Annotated in this window: 17 protein-coding genes; 13 read left to right on the plus strand and 4 right to left on the minus strand. The window is 34.2% G+C overall.

Translation table 11 applies throughout. The features are described from left to right. Positions 1–134 precede the first annotated feature (134 nt). The 10 genes from BM371_RS11555 (at position 135) to BM371_RS11600 (ending at position 11,046) form a co-directional block, all read left to right on the plus strand. Entirely contained in the window at positions 135–2,234 is a 2,100-nt protein-coding gene (locus tag BM371_RS11555; protein ID WP_034674419.1) for a M13 family metallopeptidase, read from the plus strand. Positions 2,235–2,384: 150 nt separating this feature from the next. After that, on the plus strand, positions 2,385–2,921 hold the full coding sequence (locus tag BM371_RS11560) for a type VI secretion system contractile sheath small subunit (protein WP_051882635.1): 537 nt from the start codon (positions 2,385–2,387) through the stop codon (positions 2,919–2,921). Between the two features lie 23 nt (positions 2,922–2,944). Continuing rightward, positions 2,945–4,306, plus strand: coding sequence for a DUF5458 family protein (locus tag BM371_RS11565; protein WP_034674421.1), 1,362 nt, complete (start codon positions 2,945–2,947; stop codon positions 4,304–4,306). A 79-nt stretch (positions 4,307–4,385) separates the two neighbouring features. Then, positions 4,386–4,859 carry a hypothetical protein gene (locus tag BM371_RS11570; protein ID WP_034674422.1) on the plus strand — a complete coding sequence of 158 codons (474 nt, stop codon included), beginning with the start codon at positions 4,386–4,388 and terminating at the stop codon, positions 4,857–4,859. A gap of 33 nt (positions 4,860–4,892) precedes the next feature. Then, complete coding sequence (gene mutY, locus BM371_RS11575; protein ID WP_034674424.1) at positions 4,893–5,939, plus strand: A/G-specific adenine glycosylase; 1,047 nt, start codon at positions 4,893–4,895, stop codon at positions 5,937–5,939. 243 nt (positions 5,940–6,182) lie between these two features. Then, positions 6,183–6,740 carry a gliding motility lipoprotein GldD gene (gene gldD / locus BM371_RS11580; protein ID WP_034674425.1) on the plus strand — a complete coding sequence of 186 codons (558 nt, stop codon included), beginning with the start codon at positions 6,183–6,185 and terminating at the stop codon, positions 6,738–6,740. Positions 6,741–6,811: 71 nt separating this feature from the next. Beyond that, complete coding sequence (locus BM371_RS11585; RefSeq protein ID WP_034674427.1) at positions 6,812–7,735, plus strand: PfkB family carbohydrate kinase; 924 nt, start codon at positions 6,812–6,814, stop codon at positions 7,733–7,735. 87 nt (positions 7,736–7,822) lie between these two features. Continuing rightward, a complete protein-coding gene (locus tag BM371_RS11590; RefSeq protein WP_034674430.1) occupies positions 7,823–9,190 on the plus strand; it encodes a peptidylprolyl isomerase in 1,368 nt (455 codons plus the stop codon). A gap of 90 nt (positions 9,191–9,280) precedes the next feature. Next, complete coding sequence (locus tag BM371_RS11595) at positions 9,281–10,270, plus strand: NAD(P)H-dependent flavin oxidoreductase (protein WP_228376715.1); 990 nt, start codon at positions 9,281–9,283, stop codon at positions 10,268–10,270. A 2-nt stretch (positions 10,271–10,272) separates the two neighbouring features. Beyond that, positions 10,273–11,046 (plus strand): alpha/beta fold hydrolase, encoded by a 774-nt coding sequence (locus BM371_RS11600; RefSeq protein WP_034674432.1) that lies wholly within the window; start codon positions 10,273–10,275, stop codon positions 11,044–11,046. Positions 11,047–11,252: 206 nt separating this feature from the next. Here the strand turns inward: BM371_RS11600 and BM371_RS11605 are convergent, their stop codons facing one another. Together BM371_RS11605 and BM371_RS11610 are read right to left on the minus strand one after the other, a co-directional pair. Next, complete coding sequence (locus tag BM371_RS11605; protein WP_034674434.1) at positions 11,253–11,870, minus strand: HD domain-containing protein; 618 nt, start codon at positions 11,868–11,870, stop codon at positions 11,253–11,255. Between the two features lie 53 nt (positions 11,871–11,923). Beyond that, positions 11,924–12,202: a rhodanese-like domain-containing protein gene (locus tag BM371_RS11610; protein ID WP_034674435.1), complete on the minus strand. Its 279-nt coding sequence runs from the start codon at positions 12,200–12,202 to the stop codon at positions 11,924–11,926. A gap of 105 nt (positions 12,203–12,307) precedes the next feature. On the opposite strand from BM371_RS11610, the gene queG reads away from it, so the two are divergent. From queG to BM371_RS11625, 3 genes are all read left to right on the plus strand, one after another. Then, positions 12,308–13,264 (plus strand): tRNA epoxyqueuosine(34) reductase QueG, encoded by a 957-nt coding sequence (gene queG, locus BM371_RS11615; protein WP_034674437.1) that lies wholly within the window; start codon positions 12,308–12,310, stop codon positions 13,262–13,264. A 356-nt stretch (positions 13,265–13,620) separates the two neighbouring features. Beyond that, the gene (locus tag BM371_RS11620; RefSeq protein WP_034674438.1) at positions 13,621–14,304 is read left to right on the plus strand and encodes a TIGR02117 family protein; all 684 of its coding nucleotides are present in this window, start codon (positions 13,621–13,623) and stop codon (positions 14,302–14,304) included. A gap of 6 nt (positions 14,305–14,310) precedes the next feature. Further along, the gene (locus BM371_RS11625) at positions 14,311–14,970 is read left to right on the plus strand and encodes a murein L,D-transpeptidase catalytic domain-containing protein (protein WP_034674439.1); all 660 of its coding nucleotides are present in this window, start codon (positions 14,311–14,313) and stop codon (positions 14,968–14,970) included. Positions 14,971–14,976: 6 nt separating this feature from the next. Here the strand turns inward: BM371_RS11625 and BM371_RS11630 are convergent, their stop codons facing one another. Next, positions 14,977–15,309, minus strand: coding sequence for a helix-turn-helix domain-containing protein (locus BM371_RS11630; RefSeq protein ID WP_034674440.1), 333 nt, complete (start codon positions 15,307–15,309; stop codon positions 14,977–14,979). A 46-nt stretch (positions 15,310–15,355) separates the two neighbouring features. After that, positions 15,356–15,814 (minus strand): hypothetical protein, encoded by a 459-nt coding sequence (locus BM371_RS11635; RefSeq protein WP_034674441.1) that lies wholly within the window; start codon positions 15,812–15,814, stop codon positions 15,356–15,358. Positions 15,815–16,186: the final 372 nt, after the last annotated feature.

Here is a 16,186-nt window from a genome sequence, read left to right on the forward strand (position 1 = left end):
AAAACATTCCAATGGCTTTAGCCAAAACCTATTTTTATTCCTTATTTTCAAAGGATATTAAAAAATCTTACAAAATAAATTTAACATAAATTCCTATATTTGATCAAACTGTTTTACACATCAAAATTATTTTAATGAAAAAACTAAATATTGCAGCACTTGCATTTTCGGGTGTTGTATTTCTAAATTCTTGTGGTACTGCTCAAAAGACTGTCGAAAAAACAGAAAAAGCATCCACAAATCTTGTTGTTGAAAATTCCTCTTTAACTATTTATCCCGAAAATGGTCTTAATTTATCGTATATGGATAAAACGGTTCGTCCACAGGATGATTTCTTCAGCTATGTCAACGGAAACTGGGTGAAAGAAACGCAAATTCCTTCGGATAAAGCAAGTTGGGGATCTTTCAATGCATTGAGAGAAAATGTAGATGATGCATCACTCGATATTTTAAATAAAATTTTAACTGAAAAATATGCAGAAGGTTCAGAAGGTCAAAAAATCCAGAATCTGTACGCGTCTTTCATGGATGTTGAAAAGAGAAATAAAGAAGGAATAGCTCCGATCAAATCTGATTTGGCTAAAATCGATGCGATTAAAAATGTAAATGACCTGCAGAAATATCTTTTGGAAGCCACAAAACTGGGTGATAATTCATTCTACGGTTGGAGAGTGGGCGCAGACATGAAAAACTCCAAAATGAATGCGGTTTATTTAGGTGGTCCGGATCTTGGTTTGGGAAGAGATTATTATCAGAAAGTAAATGAAGCCAATACAAAAACACTTACGGAATATCAGAACTATGTAGCTAAATTATTTGGAATTTTAGGATATAAAAATTCTGATTCGGCAGCCAAAAATGTGGTTGATTTTGAAAAGCAATTAGCTAATTATCTGTTAACTTTAGAGCAAAACAGAGATGCCAATTTAAGATACAATCCTAAAAATGTTTCCGAGCTTTCAGGTTTGGTAAAAAATGTCAATTTAGCAAAATACCTTACTGATGCCGGCGTAAATACAGATAAAGTAATTGTTGGCGAACTGAAATATTATCAGAATATGGATCAGTTTATCAACCAGAAAAATCTTCCTTTGTTAAAAGATTATCTGAAATATCATGTGGTTAACGGAAATGCAAGTAACCTGGGAGAAAGTTTGGATAATATCCGTTTCGATTTTTATTCTAAATATCTTCAGGGACAAAAGGAGCAACGTGCGATGGATAAAAGAGGTTTGGCGCTTGTAAACGGAGTTTTGGGTGAAGCTTTCGGGAAATTGTATGTAGATAAATATTTTACTCCGGAGTCTAAACAGCAGATGGAAATGTACATCGATTATCTGTTGAAGTCATTCAAAAAACATATTAATGATATGGATTGGATGTCGCCTGAAACCAAAGTAAAAGCTCAGGAAAAATTATCAAAATTCACTGTGAAAATTGCTTATCCGGATCAGTGGAAAGATTATTCTAAATTAAAAGTGGAAGCTCCTGCTCAAGGTGCAACTTTATATTCAAATCTTCAAAATGTTTCAGCTTGGCAATATCAAAAAAGCTTGGAAAAAGTTGGAAAACCTGTTGATAAAACCGAGTGGGGAATGTCTCCTCAAACCGTAAACGCTTATTACAGCGGTTCAAATAACGAAATCGTTTTCCCTGCAGCGATTCTTCAGCCGCCTTTCTATAATCCAAAAGCAGATGCGGCAGTTAATTTTGGTGGAATCGGGGCAGTTATCGGGCACGAAATTTCTCATGGCTTCGACGATAGCGGTTCAAGATTCGATGGTGACGGAAATCTGAATAATTGGTGGACAGATCAGGATCGTAAGAACTTTGATGCAAAAGTAGGACAATTAGCTGCGCAGTACAACGCTTACGAGCCGGTAAAAGGCAGTTTTGTGAATGGTAAATTTACAAGTGGTGAAAATATCGGAGATCTTGGTGGAGTAGCGGTTGCTTATGATGCGCTTCAAATGTATTTAAAAGATAAAGGAGATGTCGGTTTAATCAGTGGATATAATCAGGATCAGAGATTTTTTATGAGCTGGGCAACAGTCTGGAGAACAAAATCTACCGACCAGTATATGATTAATCAGGTGAAAACAGATCCGCATTCTCCAGGGTATTTCAGAGCATTTGGTCCTTTGGTAAATCAGGATTCTTTTATGAAAGCATTCGATATTAAGCCGGGAGACAAATTATATAAAGCTCCTGCAGACAGAATAAAAATCTGGTAATTTTCAATGTAAAATTATTGTTAAAACGCATCTTTTTGGTGCGTTTTTTTATTTATTTTTCATAGATTAGTGATACCAAAAAAGATTGTTAATCATTTAATTACAACTGTGTAGTCGAATTGTTTTAAAAAAATCTTCACAAAATTTTGTATGTTAGACTTTTTTTATAAATTTAAACATTGGATTGGTCAAATATTTGCTAATTCAAACCAAAATCAGGAATCACAAAAAAATAATAATATGGCAATGTTCAATTATGGTGTTGGCGGAAACGAGGTAAAAGTTGATGCTAATGAAGCAATCCAGGAAATCCAGGAAAATAAATCCCTTATTGTAAGTCAGCTGACTACAGACGAATCTTATGTTCCAGAAATTGTTACAGGATTAAAAACAGTAGATGATGTCTTCAAACATTTTCAGCCTTCAGTTTCTGTACAACATGAAACACAGGATGGAAGCATGGTAGAAGAGGAGTTTCGTTTTCAGAATCTTGCAGATTTCACTCCCAAAAGTCTTACTCAAAAATCAGATTACCTTCAGCAGCTTAGTATGGAGCAGGAGCAATACAATAAAATTGTTCGCCAGCTTAAAACTAATAAAATTCTTAGAAATATGCTTGAAAATGAACAGACAAGAGCTGCTTTCATTGAAGCATTAAAGGATGTGGCACAAGAACTTGAAAAATAATTAAACGAAATCACACTAAAATCATGGATAGTAAGTTACAGGCTGCAGAAAGTCAACAGCATAATCAGCAACAACAGGCTGGAAGACCAAAAGGAAATCCGCTTGAAGAATTAAATAAAATAGGTGGGTTTGGCTTTATAGAATCTGTTGTAGACGGAATCGCCAATATGAACCCTACCAGAAAAGCAAGAAAAGAAATTTTCCTGAATGACGGTAATAAAGCAGACGAAAGAAAAGAGCTTCTCCAGAAGATCAATCTTTGGGTAGATCTTTTAAGTTCAAATGAACCTGCCGAAAAAATGGCAGATACCTGCAAAACAAAAGCACAGAATGCAGAGCAAAACCTGAAGCATAATCTTAAAAATGCTTTGGATGCTTCACGTCAGCTTGAAACCTCTTACAGAACAGTTGCCCAATTCTACAAAAATACAGAACTTGATAAAGTAGATAACGTAAGCATCGTGAATGCAACCTTAGATCAGGTTTCAGATTTAGATAACCCTATCTTTATTGAGGCAATCGCTGAAGAATTTAAAAACTATTATGACCGTCTTGATTTGAGAGACAACTATTCTATTTTGGCAATTCCCGGTTATTTGGGATCCAATAAAGTAGTTGAAAAATGGGCGAAAATCTGTAACGAAAACAAAGTAATGATGGTTACCGATTTTGCCAATCTTGATAAACCGGATGATGTTGTAGATTTATTTCATTCTGCGAATCTTACAGGAGGTGAATTGCACAGAAGTAATGTCATCATGACTTGTAACTGGCTGGTTGGTCGTGGTAAAGCAGAAGAAGTAGGAGAGGAAGAAAACGTAGAGCTTCCACCGTCAACTTCATTGGCAGGAAAAATCCACAAAACACTGATGTCTCAGGTTGCTGCCGGTAAAAAACACGGTAACATCAACGAAGTAGATGCTGTAAAATTCGAATTGAAAAAAAGTGAAATTTCTCAGCTGGAAAAAATGGGCTTAGTTCCTATGGTGAACGAATACGGTAAGATCATGGCATTCTCTGCAAAAACATTGTTTACGGGAGATAATATCGGTCTTCAGACATATTCTGTCGTTCGTGTATTCGATTATGTAACCAAAGTTTTATTGGATTTCTTAAACAGAAGAGCCTTCGAAAACTGGAATGCAAGAAACGAAGACGATTTGAGAAGACAGATTGTAAGTTTCTTAGACGGTATCAAAGGTGCTGATAAGCTGATCGAAAAATTCAAAATTGTACGTTTCGAACAGGATAAGGTAAATAAAGACAGAGTTTGGCTAGACATCAGACTTACTCCTTATTTCCCGACAAAAAGTTTTGTTATCAAACTAGACGGTCATAAAGGTGATGACGGTAATGAGTGGGATGCAGAATATATCCAGGATTAAATTTCCCAATATTTAATATACAAACCGGTGCGTCAAAACATCGGTTTTTTATTTTTTAATTAAATTTTAAAATCGTTTAATGAAAAATTATTCGTTCATCATTTTCGTATTTGTCATTTTATTTTCAATAATAGGTTGTAAAAAAGAATATCAAAGACCTCAGAAATATGAGATCGACCTTTTTGCCAATGAAAAAAAAGATACGGTAACAGGATATATAATGTCTGAAGATGAAGCTTACGGAATCAGTGATATGGTAATTGCGAGCTCAGATATTTCTGTTTCAGACAGTTCTTCTGGGCGTGGAAAACCGATTTATATTTATAGCGTTAATTCCGGTGATCTATTGTTCAGCAAAAGAGATTCTGCAATTTCGTATCCGTATCATTTTTTATCTAACAGTAAATTAGATTTAAAAAAAGAAAAAAATGATTCGGTGTATGTTTTTTTAGAAAAATTAAGAGGCTACAAATCTATTGCTGAGATGAAAAATATTAAATATCAATGGCTAAAAGGAGCTCCTGTTTATATTCTTGATAACGAGAAAAAATAATTTTATCTTTGCTCATCTAAATGAATTGGTTTTTTGGAAAAGAATAAAAATACTTCAGACTTTCTTCATATTGGTAACAAGCTGTTGAAATGGTATGACAAAAATGCGAGAGATTTACCGTTCAGAAAAACCAAAGATCCTTATAAAATCTGGATTTGTGAGATTGTTTTTCAGCAGACCAGAATTGCGCAGGGTCTGAATCATTATAACAATTTCATTGAAAGATTTCCCGATGTACAAACTTTGGCAAAAGCTCCCGAAGATGAGGTTTTGCTGTATTGGAAAGGTTTGGGATATTACTCACGTGCGATAAACATTCACAAAGCGGCACAGCAGATCATTAATGATTATAAAGGAATTTTTCCTTCAGAATATGAAGAAATTTTAAAATTAAAAGGAATAGGGAAATATACCGCAGCAGCAGTTTCCAGTATTTGTTTTGACGGAAAAATGCCTGCAGTGGACGGAAATTTTTATCGTGTGCTGAGCAGAATATTCGCAGATGATTTTGATATTTCAAATTCTAAATCTTTTACTTATTTTTCTCAGCTGTCAACTCTGATAATGCCCGAAAATGTCGGCGATTTTAATCAGGCGATGATGGATTTGGGCTCGGAAATCTGCAAACCTAAGAATCCTGTCTGCGGTGAATGTCCTGTAAATGAAGATTGTCTTGCTTTTTCATTAAATAAAGTTTCGGAGTTTCCTATTAAAACAAAAAAAACAAAAGCGCAGGATTTACAATTGCAATATTATTTTGTTCATCGAAACGGTCAGTTTCTTATTCAGCAAAGAAAAGATGATTTTATCTGGAAGAAATTGTTCGAATTCCCATCAAAAATTTCTGATGATTTAAAACCATTTATAAAAAGTGTAAAAACCATCAGTCATAAGCTTACCCACAAAAATTTAAGCATAGAAATTTTTAATGTTGAGGTTGATTCTGAAACAGTTTGGGAAGATTTTATTACTAAAAACAATTATATCATCACTGATGTTGAGGGTTCTCATGAAAGATCTTTTCCAAAACCTTTGGAAAATTATATCCAGAATTATGAAGCAGCTTATAGGATTTTGTAGGAAGGAAGTTGGATGATGGAAGATTACAGTTTTAAGAATAAAACTTTTCTAATAAGTGAAATTTTCGATTGAAACTGGTCTTAGCTGAGTGAAACGCCTTTGCGAACGAAAAATATGCAATAACTAATAAAAAAATCTTTGTGGACTTTGCGTTAAAAAAATCTTCTCCAACAAAATTCAAAACTCATTGAAATGCTGAAATTTGTATCTTAAAATCTGAAATGTAATTTGTATTTTTGCCGGATGATTAAAAAAGTCATTTTTATTTTTGTTTCGATGCTAATTATTTCGTGTGCAAAAGAAGCTACTCCAAAACCTTACGGAGAGCTGAGACTGGAGTATCCTGCGCCGAAATATCAGAAATTTGAGCCTAACTGTATGTACTCCTTTGAGATTTCAGATTTTGCCAAAATTTATGATGCCAAAAGACCTTGTTGGTATTATCTGAACTATCCGAAAATGAAAGCCAAAATTTTCCTGACCTATTATCCGATCAATAATGATTTTGCACAGCAGATTCAGGAAACAGAAAAAATGGTTTACAAACATACCATAAAAGCAAGTTCGATCGATACAAAATCTTTCGAATATCCTGAAAGAAAAGTCTACGGTAATTTTTATGAGCTGAAAGGACAGGCTGCTTCCAATCTGCAGTTTTATGCAACCGACAGTACAAAACATTTCGTGACAGGATATTTATATTTCAATTCTAGACCAAAACCCGATTCTCTAGCTCCTGCAATAGATTATATCAAGAAAGATATGATGCATTTGCTGGATACTTTTGAATGGAAAAAATAAAAAATTTTAAAAACACATAACAACAGATATGCAACCTTTGGATTGCATATGACATTAAAAAATAACAGTATATGAAACTTTTAGTCGTAGGAAGCGTGGCATTTGATGCAATTGAGACGCCGTTTGGTAAAACAGATAAAATTTTAGGAGGAGCAGCTACATATATCGGGATCACATCTTCTATTTTGGGAGTGAAATCCGGAATTGTATCGGTCGTTGGCGGAGATTTTCCACAAGAATATCTGGATATGTTTACCAACAGAGACATAAATATTGAAGGAATAGAAATTGTAAAAGAAGGTAAAACATTCTTCTGGGCAGGAAAATATCATAATGACCTGAATACAAGAGACACTTTAGCGACTGAAGTGAACGTTTTGGAAAATTTTGATCCTAAAATTCCAGATTCTATGCAGGATGCAGAGATTTTATTATTAGGAAATCTTCACCCGGGAGTTCAGCTTTCTGTACTTGAAAAAATGAATCAGCGCCCTAAATTGGTCATCTTAGACACGATGAATTTCTGGATGGATTCTGCAATGGATATTCTTAAAGATATGATTGCAAAAACGGATGTTATCAGCATCAACGACGAAGAAGCAAGACAGCTTTCAGGAGAATATTCTTTGGTAAAAGCAGCGAAGAAAATCCACACAATGGGTCCTGATTATGTGATCATCAAAAAAGGGGAGCACGGTGCATTATTATTCCACGACAACAAAATATTTGCAATTCCTGCGCTTCCTTTGGAAGAAGTTTTCGATCCGACAGGAGCAGGAGATACTTTTGCAGGTGGTTTTGCAGCTTATCTTGCTAAAAAAGGAAAATTCGATTTCGAAACCATGAAATCTGCATTGATCGTAGGATCTGCAATGGCGTCTTTCACAGTGGAAAAATTCGGAACCGAAAGATTAGAAGAAGTAAATGAAGCAGATATTCAAAGCAGATTAAAACAATTTAAAGAATTAACGACTTTTGATGTAGAACTGCAATAAATAATCTCTTTTAAGAAATATTTATAATAAAAAATTTAGTGCAATTCATTAAGAATTCTAAATTTGCAACTTGTTTAAAAATGTAAAATGATAAATAAACTAAAAATCACTTTTCTTCTTGGAGTTTTCACGATGTTGTTCTCAGGGAATATGAATGCTCAGCTAAAGAAAGGACAGTTGGTAGACGGTATTGCAGCAGTAATTGGTGACGAGATCGTGTTGGAATCTGATGTGGAAGAGCAGATAAATTACGGAAAACAGCAGGGAGCTTCAACTACCGACAGATGTGAGTTTTTGGAAAACTTAATCAACAATAAACTTCTTGTTTACGAAGCAAAAAGAGATACCTTAATTGAAAACCGTTCTGCTATGATTAAAGATCAGGCAAACGCAAAGTATAATCAGATGCTTTCACAGTTTCCTGACGAAAAAACAATGCTTGCCGCATATAAGTTCAGAAATCAGTATGAGATGAAAAATATGATCGAAAAAATCGATACAGATACTTATTACGGACAGGCAAAATACCAAAGAATTACCGAAAAGGCAGACGTTACCCCGAACGAGGTAACTGATTTCTACAATATGTACAAATCTCAGCTTCCGGAAATCAAAGACGAGGTTTCTCTTTCGCAGATTATGATGTTCCCTAAACTTACGGAAGCTCATAAAGATGAACTCATTGGTAAGCTTAAAAAAATCAAGGCCGATATTCAGGGTGGAGAAAGTTTTGACAGTCAAGCCAGAATTTACTCTGATGATAAAGGAACCGCTGCAAATGGTGGTTTGATGAAAAACATCTTTAAAGGACAGATGGTAAAACCTTTTGAAGCTGCAGCTTTAAACCTTCAGGAAGGCGAAATTTCGGATCCTGTAGAGTCTGAATTTGGGTATCATATTATTCAATTGGTGAAAAAGTCTGGTAAAGCTTACGATGCAAGACACATTCTTTTGATGGCTACTCCTACCGATGAAGAGATTACCACCGCTAAAAAGAAATTAGACAGTATCAGAGGATTGATTTTGGCGGAAAAAATGACTTTTAAAGACGCTGCATTTAAATTTTCAGATGATAAAAGAACCAAATTCAATGCAGGGGTAATTCCGGGAGCAGATGGTTCAAGTAAAATTGAGAGAGTAAGTATTCCCGGGATTATCAGTTATGAACTTGCAGGTTTGAATAAGAACGATATTACTACCGCATTTGATGATACCGACGAAAGAGAAAGAAAAGTGGTGAAGATTGTAAAGATCGATGATGTAATCCCGTCACACCAGATTACTCTTGAAACGGATTATGACAGAATCAAACAGATGGCTCTTAATAAACGAAAAGGTGAAATGGTCGAAAAGTTTGTGAACTCAAAACTTCCAACAACATTTATCTCTATCGATGGAAGATATGACAGTTGTAGTTTTAAAGGCAACTGGAAAAAAGAATCACTTAGCAAATAGAATATAAACCTTCAGATTTTCTGAAGGTTTTTTTATGGAAAATAATCTTTAGATACATTGTAAAATCTACGTTTTTAGTATTTTTACCTGATGAGCAATTTTATAGATTTCAACTCCGCTAAAAAACTTCACGCAATGAACGAAAGCAGAAATAAAATAACAGAACTTTTTAATATTAAATATCCCATTATTCAGGCAGGAATGATCTGGCATTCCGGTTGGAGACTGGCTTCAGCTGCTTCAAACTGTGGCGGATTAGGTTTAATCGGTTCTGCGAGTATGTATCCCGATATTTTGCGTGAAAATATTCAGAAATGTAAAAAAGCCACGGATAAACCTTTTGGTGTAAATGTAGCGTTGCTCTATCCGAATTTAGATGAAATTATTCAGATCATTTTGGAGGAAGGAGTGAAAATCGTTTTCACTTCTGCCGGAAATCCCAAAACTTATACAAAAATCCTTCAGAAAGAAGGTATAAAAGTCGCTCACGTAGTTTCTTCGACAAAATTTGCAGTGAAATGTGAAGATGCAGGAGTTGATGCGATTGTTGCAGAAGGATTTGAAGCAGGCGGTCACAACGGCAGAGATGAAACGACAACATTTTGCCTGATTCCCAATGTAAAAAAGCATATTTCTAAACCCTTAATTGCTGCAGGTGGAATTGCTTTAGGTTCTCAAATGAAAGCTGCCATGATTTTAGGCGCAGACGGTGTTCAGATTGGAAGCCGATTTGCTGCAACCATCGAAGCAAGTGCCCACGAAATCTGGAAAAAGAAAATTACGGAACTGAATGAAGGAGATACACATCTTACTCTGAAAGAATTGGCACCCGTAAGAATGGTTAAAAATAAATTTTTCAACGAGCTGGAAGGGATTTATAATGTAGGAAGAAATACCGAAGCTTTAATGGCTTCTTTAGGCAGAGCAAGAGCAAAAAAAGGTATGTTCGAAGGTGATATGGAAGAGGGCGAACTGGAAATCGGTCAGGTTTCCGCTTTGATTGACGAAGTTCTTCCGGTAAAAACAGTTTTCGAAAATCTTCTGAAGGAATTTAATGAAGCAACAAATCCCAGTTTGTAATAATGTTTGAAGGAATCATTGATGTAAAAGGTAAAAGTTTATTTGTAAAATATAATCAGACATACGAATACCAACCTACAATTGTTTTTTTACATGATTCTTTAGGTTCGGTTCAGCTTTGGAGAGGTTTTCCAGAAAAACTGGCGGAAGCTACTCAATGTAATGTTTTACTGTATGATCGTTTAGGCTACGGAAAATCGTTCCCGATGGAGACTCACAAAAGAGAAAACGATTATATGGTGCAGGAAGCAGATGTATTGAATGATTTACTTTCAGAATTAAATATTAATAATGCAACTCTTTTCGGACACAGTGACGGAGGTACAATTGCTTTGATTACAGCATCAAAATATCCGCAAAAAATAAAGGCTGTCATTTGTGAAGCCGGACATATTTTTGTCGAAGACATTACCGTAAAAGGAGTGGAAGAAGCATTACACACTTATAATACGACCAATCTTCCCGCACGTCTGCAGAAATATCACGGCGATAAAGTAGAAACCATGGTAAAAGCATGGACAGAAATCTGGCTCAGCAAAAAATTCAAAAGCTGGAATATTGAATATCTTTTAAAAAATATTACATGCCCGTTATTGTTTATCCAAGGAGAAAATGATGAATACGGAACTTTAGATCAGGTTGAAAAAACAATATCTCAGGTAAGCGGAACTGCAGAAAAATTTATTATTCCGAATATTGGCCATACACCACACAAAGAAGTTCCGGAAATTGTTTTGAATAGATCGGTTGAATTTATAAATTCTTTGGTCAATTAACGTAGTGAAATTCCCCTCCTTTGGAAATCGAGGAACGAGATTCGCCGAAACAAAAAATAAATAAAAAAATAATGAGGCACTGGTGGCGAAAATTCGAAGAATTTTGACGGGGTGGTAAAATAAATTTTAAATTATCTAAATATCAATTGATGTGGGCTTTAGCCCACCTTAATTTTGGGGTAAGAAAGGGTGGCTTTAGCCAAAACCTACAAATTTCTCAATTCCACTTCAATATTTTTCCTTGCCTGAACTTCATATTTAGCTTTAATAAAATCTGTTTTAAAAATACTTTCCAATTCCAAAAAATGCTCTAAAACTTTTTTCCTTCCAGGTTTATAAAGAAAATTGGGATAAATAGAATACTCTTTTCTGATTTGTTTTGTGTATTCCAAATAAGCCTTGTTATCTTTTCCAAGAATTGATAAATCAGCATCTAAAAGAAAATTAGTGTCTTGGTCATCAGATTTTTGATGTGATTTTGTAGCCAAAATCTGCGCATATACTTTTTGAATATCTTCTTTAGCTATATTTAGATCTTCAAGTCTTTTTTTTGAAAATTCTGCACTTTTCTCCTCATTAGACTTTGAAGAAGCATCATAGATTATATCATGATAAAAAATGGAAAAAGAAACATTGTTAAAATTTTTGATCTGAGCTTTTACACTTTCCACTTCTTCAAACATATTTTCTAAATGTCGAAAATTGTGATAATGTCTGCTTTCTGCAGAATATTTTTTTTCAATTTCATTCCAGAAATTGACAATCAGATTTTTATTATCTGTAAAATTCAGGCAAAGTATTTCAAATTTTTCTTTTAAAATCATCCATTCAGGGTTTAATTAAAATAAAAAAGGAACTTAAAAAAGTTCCTCAGTTCTTATAAGCTGGCTTTCAATTCAGCCCAACCGCCACCGTTGTAGCCGTCTTTTAAACCTTGAGAATTAAGATATTCCAAAGCTTTTCCGCTTCTGTTTCCGCTTCTGCAGAACAAAACGACAGGCTTTTCGATTGATAAAATCTCATCTTTTCTGTCCTCAACTTCTCCTAAAGGAATGTTTGTTGCTCCTTCTATATTTCCGTCCATCTCAAGCTCCATTGGCTCACGAACGTCGATTAATGCGTAATTTCCTGATTGTAATACATCTGCTAATGACATAATAGTATGTTTTATTGTTAAATGGTTTTTGATTGATCAAATTTTTTCAGACCTCCAAATTCCAACAAATTTATAAAATAATCTTAGTTTTGCAATGCGAAATCTATGAATTCAACAGCCGAAAAATATTCACAACTTATTAAATCTAAAGCTAAAAGTTTTGGGTTTCAGAATTGTGGAATTTCGAAAGCAGATTTTTTGGAAGAAGATGCACGACATCTTGAAAAATGGCTGAAGAATAATTATCATGGCGAAATGAAATACATGGAAAATCATTTCGATAAAAGACTTGATCCCAGGCTTTTGGTGGAAGGTTCAAAATCAGTGATTTCGCTTTCTTACAATTACTTTCCTGAAGAAAAAATTTCCGCTTTAGAGAATTACAAAATCTCAAAATACGCATATGCGGAAGATTATCATGAAGTGGTGAAAGAAATTCTCCGTGAATTGGTTGCTGAGCTTCAGACCGAAATTGGAGAGTTTAATTTTCGTGTTTTTGTAGATTCTGCGCCGGTGATGGAGAGAAGTTGGGCAAAAAAATCAGGAATTGGCTGGGTCGGAAAAAATGCAAATCTGATCACCAAACAAAGTGGTTCGTTCTATTTTTTAGCTGAAATTATTTGTGATTTAGATTTAGTTTCAGATCATGAGACAACTGACCATTGCGGAAGCTGCAGGAAATGTATCGATGCTTGCCCGACCGATGCTATTGTTTCTGAAAAAATTGTTGATGGAAGCAAATGTATTTCATACGCAACCATTGAACTGAAAAATGAAATTCCGGATTATTTCAAAGATCGGATGGAGGATTGGATGTTTGGCTGCGATATTTGTCAGGACGTTTGCCCATGGAACCGGTTTTCTGCACCGAATCTTCAAAATAAATTTAAACCAAATGATTCTTTAAAAAATTTCAAAAAAGGAGAATGGAAAGAGCTTACTCAGGAAATGTTCTCGGAAATTTTCAGAAAATCTCCTGTAAAGCGTACAAAGTTTGCAGGTTTGAAAAGAAATATTGAATTTTTGAACCGATCTTCAGACAAGAATTCTGAAATATTGTAGGATAAAATCACGGTCCGGAATTTTATTCCCGGAAAATAAAGGTGGTTAGTTCATCATCCTTAAAACAAATGGTTTTAAAGAGGTGACAGAATTTTAGCAATAAAAAATCTAAAAAGCCCTTTCTACAAAAGAAAAATTGACTTTCAAAAAGATAAAATCTCTTAGAAAATCAACGTTTTTTCTGTACTCTTTTTGGAGCTGTTTTTACTCTTATTTTAAATCTCTTTTGGGATTTGTTATTTTTGTGCATATTTTCATGTGTTTGATATCTAAATTTAACTAATTTTTCAATTAAAATAAATACTTTTAGCGAAAAATTTAAAATTAATTTTTATTAACCTCAATTTTCAAAAAACATGAAGGTGAAAATCATATTATTCTATTTCCTGAAAACGTTGGGAATCATTCTTGGGATTGTTGTTGTGTATGCTCTTTTAGGGTATTTGCTTCCGTTTATAGAAATTTCAGCGAAAGATGACGGTGAGAAAAAAGAAATTCCGATTTACATCTATACCAATGGTGTTCATACCGATATTGTAATGCCTGTGAAGAACGAATTGCACGACTGGAGTGCAAAAATTCCATTTAGCAATACAAAATCAAAGAGAACCGATTATCAGTTTGTGGGAATCGGGTGGGGCGATAAAGGTTTTTATCTCGATACACCGACCTGGGCTGATCTGAAGTTTTCAACAGCTTTCAATGCTGCATTTTGGCTAAGTGAGTCGGCAATGCATTGTTCATATTATACCACAATGACGGTGGCAGATGACTGTAAAATGATCATGATCAGTAAAAGCCAATACAGAGATTTGGTGAAATTTATAGATGAAAAATTTGATAAAGATGCAGCCGGAAATTATATTTTGATTCCTACCAATGCAGTTTATGATGATAATGATGCATTTTATGATGCAAAAGGAAAATATAGTTTCCTGAATACCTGCAACACCTGGGCGAATGACGCATTAAAAGCTGCCGGACAAAAAGCTGCTTTCTGGACGCCTTCCGATTACGGAATTTTTCTTCACTATAAATAATTTACAATGAAGTTTTCTTCAATGATTTTTATAATGATTCTTTTTCTCTCGTGTCAGAAAGGGAAACAACTTTCTGTTTTTGAAAATGAATTGAAAAAACAGAGTGAAGTTGTTCAGAACGAAGAGAAACCTGTTTTAGATTTAATTAAAACTAAAAATAAGGGTACAGAAGCTTTAGAATTTTGCAAAGAGAGAAAACTGAATACGGATTTCTGTATTTTAATCGATATGAGTCTGCATTCGGGAGTAAACCGTTTTGTCGTCTGGGATTTTAAAAAACAGAAAATTGTGAATAAATATCTTGTTGGTCACGGATGCGGAACAAATTCCTGGAGCGGTGATGAATCAAAAGATCATCCTGCATTCAGCAATGAAGACGGAAGTCATCTTTCTTCGTTGGGAAAATATAAATTGTCTGGAAGAGGGTACAGTGATTGGGGAATTCATGTGAAATACCTCATGCATGGTCTGGAAGAATCAAACTCGAATGCATTGAAGAGATTTATTGTTTTTCATTCCTGGGATCTGATGAGTGATGAAGAAACTTTTCCAAAAGGCTCACCGGAAGGGTGGGGATGCCCTACTGTTTCAAACAGTGCTTTGAGAGCAATAGATCCGATGATCCAAAACTCTCAAAAACCTGTTTTGATGTGGATTTATAACTAAATCCAATTAGTATTTCAAATATAATCTTCGCCATTTACTTACCGTGTTTCTGCTTAGATTGAAGTGATTGGCAAGTTCTAGATTATTCAGCTTTTCGGTTTGTTGATAGGTAAGCATTTCCAGAATGGTTTCATAATCATACGATTTGTGCTGTTGATTAAAGCTCATTGTAAGTTTATCTTTCAGCCCGAATATTCTGTTGTTGATTTCAATCACATCCAGAATAGTAAGGTTCTCTTTATTGAAATAGTACTCGAATTCCTGATAACGTTGCGGGCATTTTTTCAATACAATATCTTCAAATATCTTTTTGTAGTTTGGTTTAAAATCTTGTGACATAAGTTGTGTTTTTAATGTTTATGTTTGAATAAAATAATCTTTAAAACTAATCTTTTGCTCTCTGAGGATTCGCATTGTATTTAGAAAACCATTTGTATAAGGTAGTTTTGGGGATATGATAAATATTGATAATATCCTGTTTGGTTTTTTCGCCTGAATTTACAGATTCAAGAATAAATTCAATAATTTCTTTGGTATAAATGTTCTTTCGAAACTGAGGGAGCGGTGAAGAACTGTTTTTGCCTTTATTCTTTTCTGATCTTTTTTCTTTATGCACAGAAGAAAATAGCAGGATGTGCTGAGAATAGACCCTGAAGAAGTCGTATTCCAATAATTTGCTCCATCTCAAAAGGGTATAAGAGTCAATGCTTTCTGATGTATACATTTGCTCGACTTCCTCTGGTGTAGATTTCAGGAATGTACATATACGGTTCATATCAATGTTTGTTTCATGCACTCTTTTTTCGATTATTTGACCGATGTGTATGTTTTTAAAGTCAATCATGATTATGTTTTTTTAGGTAATTATTTTTTATCACGTGTTGTATTTTCAGAATCTTCGTTTGTTGCTTTTACATAAAAATAGAGGGATATTTTTATATAAAGACTTGATAGGAATAATCTGGTGTTAATTATATTGTTGAGATTTTACCATAGTCAATATTTTTTTGGATTAAATTTATCTGTTTTATCATGCCAAAGTATATTTCAACTTTGACATGAAAACAGATTTTTTAAATGTTAATCAGAACATGCTTGTGTCGTAAGGCAATGCCATCCGCAGCTTGTTTCATTATTCACATTTTTTAAAGATTTAAAACATTTTTTGGTCGTATCATAGCCATTTCTTTTTGTCTAAGTAAACTGTTTAAATACG

Source organism: Chryseobacterium formosense (genome assembly GCF_900116415.1).
In the GTDB taxonomy this organism is placed as follows: Bacteria; Bacteroidota; Bacteroidia; order Flavobacteriales; family Weeksellaceae; genus Chryseobacterium; species Chryseobacterium formosense.